The organism is Paenibacillus ihuae (assembly GCF_001368795.1).
Classification (GTDB): domain Bacteria; phylum Bacillota; class Bacilli; order Paenibacillales; family Paenibacillaceae; genus Paenibacillus_AQ; species Paenibacillus_AQ ihuae.
This window is the reverse complement of sequence record NZ_LN831203.1, coordinates 77,369-82,790: the sequence shown is the minus strand read 5'-3', so window position 1 is coordinate 82,790 and position 5,422 is coordinate 77,369. Positions and strand designations below refer to the sequence as shown.

Sequence of the window (5,422 nt, the reverse complement as noted above, 5' to 3'; positions counted from 1 at the left end):
AAAATAGCATCGATTCACCTGAGTGTTCACACCGCCGCAGATACGGCAACGTATACGGTCTCCGGGCAGCTGTTCTTCGGTACGATAAGCCATTTCGTCCATGAGTTCAATTATGATGGCGATCCTGAACAGGTTATTATCGACTTTACCCATTCGCATGTATGGGACCAGTCGGCCGCCGGCGCCATTGCCAAGACAATCAGCAGATATGAGGCACTCGGCAAAAAGGTGGAGGTTACCGGGCTGAACGAAGAAAGTACGCATCTTGTAAACCGGATCGGGCTTGCTTTGTCCGGTGGTAACCTGTAACAGCAATAAGAAATCCATTCACAGCTTTCTCTTAGGAGAGAGCTGTTTTTTTATGCAATAAATATATATCCAGGTAAATACAACAGGATTTTAACCCGCAGGCGTCTATACCGTTACCTCTGGCTGTCTGAAGCTGCTTATACTTTTCTATATGGAGACAATAGATTTCGGTAAAGTAGAGGTGCATATAGTAATGTTTGTTGTCATCCTGAGAAAAACCGCGGCAGCACTGCTGGTTCCGCTGCTCCTGGTCACGGCAGGCTGCGGGAGTTCCGGCGGGGAGGCCGCCGAATTACCCCCTGCCGCTTCGCCGCCTGCAGCGGCGGCGGTAGCCGGCACCGCTCCGTCTCCGTCCGGCACAGCGGCGGCAGCAACCCCGGCTGCCGGCAGTGCTGCGCAGCCGGGGGTCCCGGTCCGCAGCATCAGCGCGCTGGGAATGACCGGCCCGGACGCCGGCTGGATCGGCGGCAAGGGCTGGATTGCCCGCACCGGTAACGGCGGTGCGGACTGGCAGGTGCAGTATACCGGCCAGGGGACGGTGCTGAGCCTGTTCGCCCTGGACAACGCGCATGCCTGGGCAGAGCTGGAGACAGGGAGCCTGCTGCGAACCCAAGACAGCGGAGCGCATTGGACGCTGACAGGCACTGTCCCAAACCGGGATGACCTGCATTTCATTTCGCCGGACACCGGGTTTAGTGGTGCTGCCGTGACAACGGACGGGGGGCAGACATGGGAGAGTCTCCCTGCCCCCGGGAATCTGGTTGGCGATGCTTATTATTATGACCGCCTGAACGGCTGGGCGGTCTCCAGCGCTTCGCCCAAGGACTTCGCCTTCCAGCGGACGACGGACGGCGGCTTAACATGGAGAACCGTACTGACGCGCAAGAAGGTTTCACTGACCGGTGCTGTGATCCGCTCGACAGGTCCGGACGATGCCTGGATCGAATGTATCGGTGACTCGGGGATGCACCAGACGGCGTATTCATTGTTCCATACGTCAGATGGAGGCAGACATTGGCGGACCATACTGAACCACGGGACAGCGGGGGCAGGACCGGCTCCGGGGTTTGCGGTGGATGAGGTTAACGACATTCCGGCCAATAACGGTGCCGCTCCCGGTATGCTCGTTGTCCTAAGCAGTGAGGAAGCCTATATGAGCGGTTACTGCTCCCCTTGTGACAACGCTAATACAGTGGGCTGGACCCGTGACGGCGGCAAGACCTGGACAGACGGGGAGCAGTCTTTTCCCGGATATATACCGGCAAAGCTGGCGATGGCAGACAATCGGCACGGATGGTTTGTGACCGGCAGCCCGGACGATCCAGCGGTGCTCTATACAACGGATAACGGGGGCAGGGAGTGGAAGCGGGCCTTTACCTTCCAGGGTATAGATATGGAGCGGGGGGTGGTGACCGGACAATCCTCACTTCCCGGCGGTGTACAGGCGGCAGGACTGGTCCGGTTGAATTGGCAGGGAATGAAGGAGATTCCCACGGCAGAAGCCTGGTCAGGAATCCCTCCGGATGCGGTGACAATCTCCGGGCGGTGGCTGGAGAATTTCGGTGGAGTACAGCTCACGTTCTACACCAAACCGGGGGATGAGGACTACGTCTATGCCGATATCGGGACTGCCAAGGGACATTACAGCCTAGGGCCCGTCGGTACCTACAATTACCGCAAGCCGGAGGATATTACTGCCGAAGTGTCATCCCTGTTCACAGGATTGAAGCTGAAAATCACCGGCGGGCTGGGGGCGAATTTATCGCTCAGCAGCTACTATGCAATAGATGAAGCGGGAACGCCGGCCGGAGTGCTCCGGGTGGACACCGGACATACCCGTGAAGCGGATGTTGACCGGGATGGCACTCCAGAAGCAGTCTCCGCGCATGGTACCCCAATGACCGCCTATATTTACCGCTGGCATAACGGACATGCTGAAGTAGCGGACTTAAACGATGCTTTGCACGCGGATTCCGTGATGCTCAGAGACGACCTAATAGTTGTCGCTTCGAATATGGGGGACAGTCAAGGTAGAGAGTACCAGCTCATTCCGGAAGGGTTGATTCCCGCGATGCCCCGGGCCGAATGATCCGTTAAAGTTTCCTTAATAAAATCTTTGCGACCGCAGCAGCTATGCCACCGTATAAAAGGATAACAATTCCAAAATGCGCATCAATTAGGGGGATACGATCATGGAAGTTAATCCAAAATTAAAACAGGCAAAGCCGGGGAAAATCATCAGCATCGCAGCAGGGGTGCTGGTAGTGGTGCTGATTGCCGCCAATTCCTTTGCAACGGTACAGTACGGACATGTGGGACTCTACAAAACCTTCGGCAAACTCAACAATAATATGTTATCGCCGGGCATACATCTGAAAATTCCGTTTTTCCAGAGTGTTATACAAGTCAACACCCAGGTCACCAAAGCGGAGACGGATACCTCTGCATCCTCCAAGGACCTGCAGCCCGTATCCACTCATGTGGCGGTTAACTATTCGGTCAATAAAGATTCAGCATACAATCTGATGAACAACATCGGAGGCAGCTTCGATGCGGTGATTATCAATCCGGCGATTCAGGAGATTGTCAAAGAAGTAACCGCTAAATATCCGGCAGAGGATCTGATCACGCGGCGGGATGTGGTGGCAGGAGAGATCAGCGATCTCTTGACCAAACGTTTGGCCAAATACGACCTCGTTGTAAATGACATTAACATTGTGAACTTCAAATTCTCGGATGCATTCGACCAGTCCATTGAAGCGAAGCAGGTTGCCCAGCAGCAGGCGCTCAAGGCAGAGAACGATCTCCGGCGGATCGAGATTGAGGCCAAACAGAAGATTGCGCAGGCACAGGCCGAAGCAGAATCCCTAAGACTTAAAAAGCAGGAGGTTACACCGGAGCTGGTGCAGCTGAAGCAAATCGAGGTTCAGGAGAAAGCGCTGGAGAAATGGAACGGCGTGCTGCCGACGGTAACAGGCGGGGCGACACCATTCATCGATATCGAGTCACTGACGCAGAAATAATCTAATGTGTGCATGTAAAAAAGGACATCCCGAAGGGGGTGTCCTTTTTTACGGTCATAAATCCATAATTAATTTAAATATTGACAGTTACTATCAAAAGATATAAACTCTCAAATGTTAGTTGGTGTTAAATATTTCTGGAGGGTGGAGGATTTGATGGGGAATCAGCTTAAACAAAGATGGTGGGTCCTGGGGGCGCTTGCGGTCGGTATACTGGCAGTCGGGTTGGATATGACGGTACTAAATCTTGCTTTACCGGTATTGGCTACAGAGCTCAGTGCAACGAACGGTCAACTTCAATGGTTTGCTGATGCGTATAATCTGGTCTTTGCAGCGGCATTACTGCCTGCGGGATTGCTTGGAGACCGGCTGGGACGTAAAAAAATGCTTACGGCCGGCTTGCTGGTGTTTGGCATCTCTTCCTTGGTCTGTGCCTTTGCAGATTTACCCTGGGAGCTTATCACCGGACGTGTTTTTCTGGGGCTGGGGGCCGCCTTGCTAGTCCCGCTGTCGATGTCCATTATTCCGGTCTTGTTCTCCGAACAGGAGCGTCCGAAGGCCATTGCGGTCTGGATGACGGCCAATGCCTTCGGAATCCCGCTTGGTCCCATTATAGGCGGCTGGCTGCTGGACAATTTCTGGTGGGGCTCTGTGTTCCTGATAAACATCCCGCTTGTTCTCATTGCAATTACGGCAGTCACGATACTTCTTCCGGAATCACGGGGTGAGGTAGGCAAGACACTGGATCTAACCGGTATGACGACGTCCATTCTTGGATTGGTAAGTGTTACTTATGGTGTTATTGAAGTGGGGGAGAAAGGCTGGTGGAGTGCCGGCCCGATTATAGCCATTACTGCCGGAATATTTCTGCTTGTCCTGTTCATCAATTGTGAGCGGAAAGCTCGTGCCCCGTTTGTAGACCCTGCCCTGTTCCGTTCTCTCAGCTTTACCTGGGGCACGATTATGGCAACTATAGTTTCTTTTGCGATGTATGGGGTGTTATTTGTAATGCCGCAATATTTTCAGGGGGTCAAGGAGGTGGATGCACTGGGTGCCGGGCTGCGGATTCTTCCGCTCGTAGGCGGTCTTTTGATCGGGTCTCAATTTGCAGATAAGCTCCAGTCACGTTTTGGAAGCAGAATTACAATTATAATGGGGTTCTCGGTGTTGGGAGCTGGAGTAGGGATTGGAGCCAATACGGGGCTGGACAGCAGCTATGGCCTTGCAGCAATCTGGTTAACATTTGCCGGGTTAGGTATCGGCTTTGCACTTCCTGCGGCCATGGATGAGGGAATGTCTGCACTTACCGAAAAGAGCAGTGGTGTAGGTTCGGCGCTTCTCATGGCCCTCCGGCAAGTTGGAGGAACGATGGGCGTTGCCATCCTCGGCTCGGTGCTGAGTACAGGCTACCGCAATCATTTGGATTTAAACGAAATCTCGGCGCAGGCAGCGGAATTGGCAACACACAGTGTCTCGGGTGGCGTATCTGCGGCACATCAAATAGGCTCGTCTGCATTATTGAATACGGTACAGTATTCTTTTGTTCAGGCAATGGGGACTACGCTATGGGTGTGCGGAGGTGTAGTATTAGCAGGGATTGTAATGGCATTTGGATTTATGAGGACACGCAATTAATGAATGTACCGCTGTAGAACAAGACACTTTGCTGAAATTGACACTAACATTCAAATGAAATACAGTACTATAAAGAATGTATTTTATCGGTTTGGGGAGTGGGTAGAGGTGTCTGAGGATACTAAGCATAAGTTGGGTCTGCGGGAACGTAAGAAAGCTAAAACTATGGCTTCAATCCAAATGCATGCCCTTCGGCTCTTTAATGAGCTGGGGTATCATGAGACAACAGTGGAACAAATCGCCGAAGCTGCTGAAATATCCCCCAGCACCTTTTTTCGCTACTTTGCCTCCAAAGAAGAGGTTGTGATTAAGGATAATTATGATCCCCTTCTTATTGCTTCCTTTGAGAAACAACCTGCAGAGCTAAGCCCGCTTCAGGCTTTGCGCAATGCAATCATTTCGGGGACAAATGAGCTGTCGGATGCTGAACTGGAGACTATGCGCAATCGGAACCG

At 52.7% G+C, this 5,422-nt stretch carries 5 protein-coding genes; all 5 read left to right on the top strand.

What is annotated here, in order from left to right:
* The coding region (locus AQR02_RS27205) for an STAS domain-containing protein (protein WP_245237768.1) at positions 1-309 on the top strand (309 nt) is incomplete at its 5' end.
* Positions 310-460: 151 nt separating this feature from the next.
* The gene (locus AQR02_RS27200) at positions 461-2,398 is read left to right on the top strand and encodes a WD40/YVTN/BNR-like repeat-containing protein (protein WP_159067854.1); all 1,938 of its coding nucleotides are present in this window, start codon (positions 461-463) and stop codon (positions 2,396-2,398) included.
* Between the two features lie 103 nt (positions 2,399-2,501).
* Positions 2,502-3,332, top strand: a complete 831-nt coding sequence (locus AQR02_RS27195) for a prohibitin family protein (protein WP_054943474.1) — start codon at positions 2,502-2,504, stop codon at positions 3,330-3,332.
* A gap of 156 nt (positions 3,333-3,488) precedes the next feature.
* Entirely contained in the window at positions 3,489-4,967 is a 1,479-nt protein-coding gene (locus tag AQR02_RS27190) for an MFS transporter (RefSeq protein ID WP_054943473.1), read from the top strand.
* 108 nt (positions 4,968-5,075) lie between these two features.
* A partial coding sequence (locus tag AQR02_RS27185) for a TetR family transcriptional regulator (protein WP_245237767.1) occupies positions 5,076-5,422 on the top strand: 347 nt, incomplete at its 3' end.

Excerpts from the sequence above, each read along its gene's own strand:
- AQR02_RS27195 (WP_054943474.1), top strand. The coding sequence starts at position 2,502 with ATGGAAGTTAATCCAAAATTAAAACAGGCAAAGCCGGGGAAAATCATC.
- AQR02_RS27200 (WP_159067854.1), top strand. The coding sequence starts at position 461 with ATGGAGACAATAGATTTCGGTAAAGTAGAGGTGCATATAGTAATGTTT.
- AQR02_RS27190 (WP_054943473.1), top strand. The coding sequence starts at position 3,489 with ATGGGGAATCAGCTTAAACAAAGATGGTGGGTCCTGGGGGCGCTTGCG.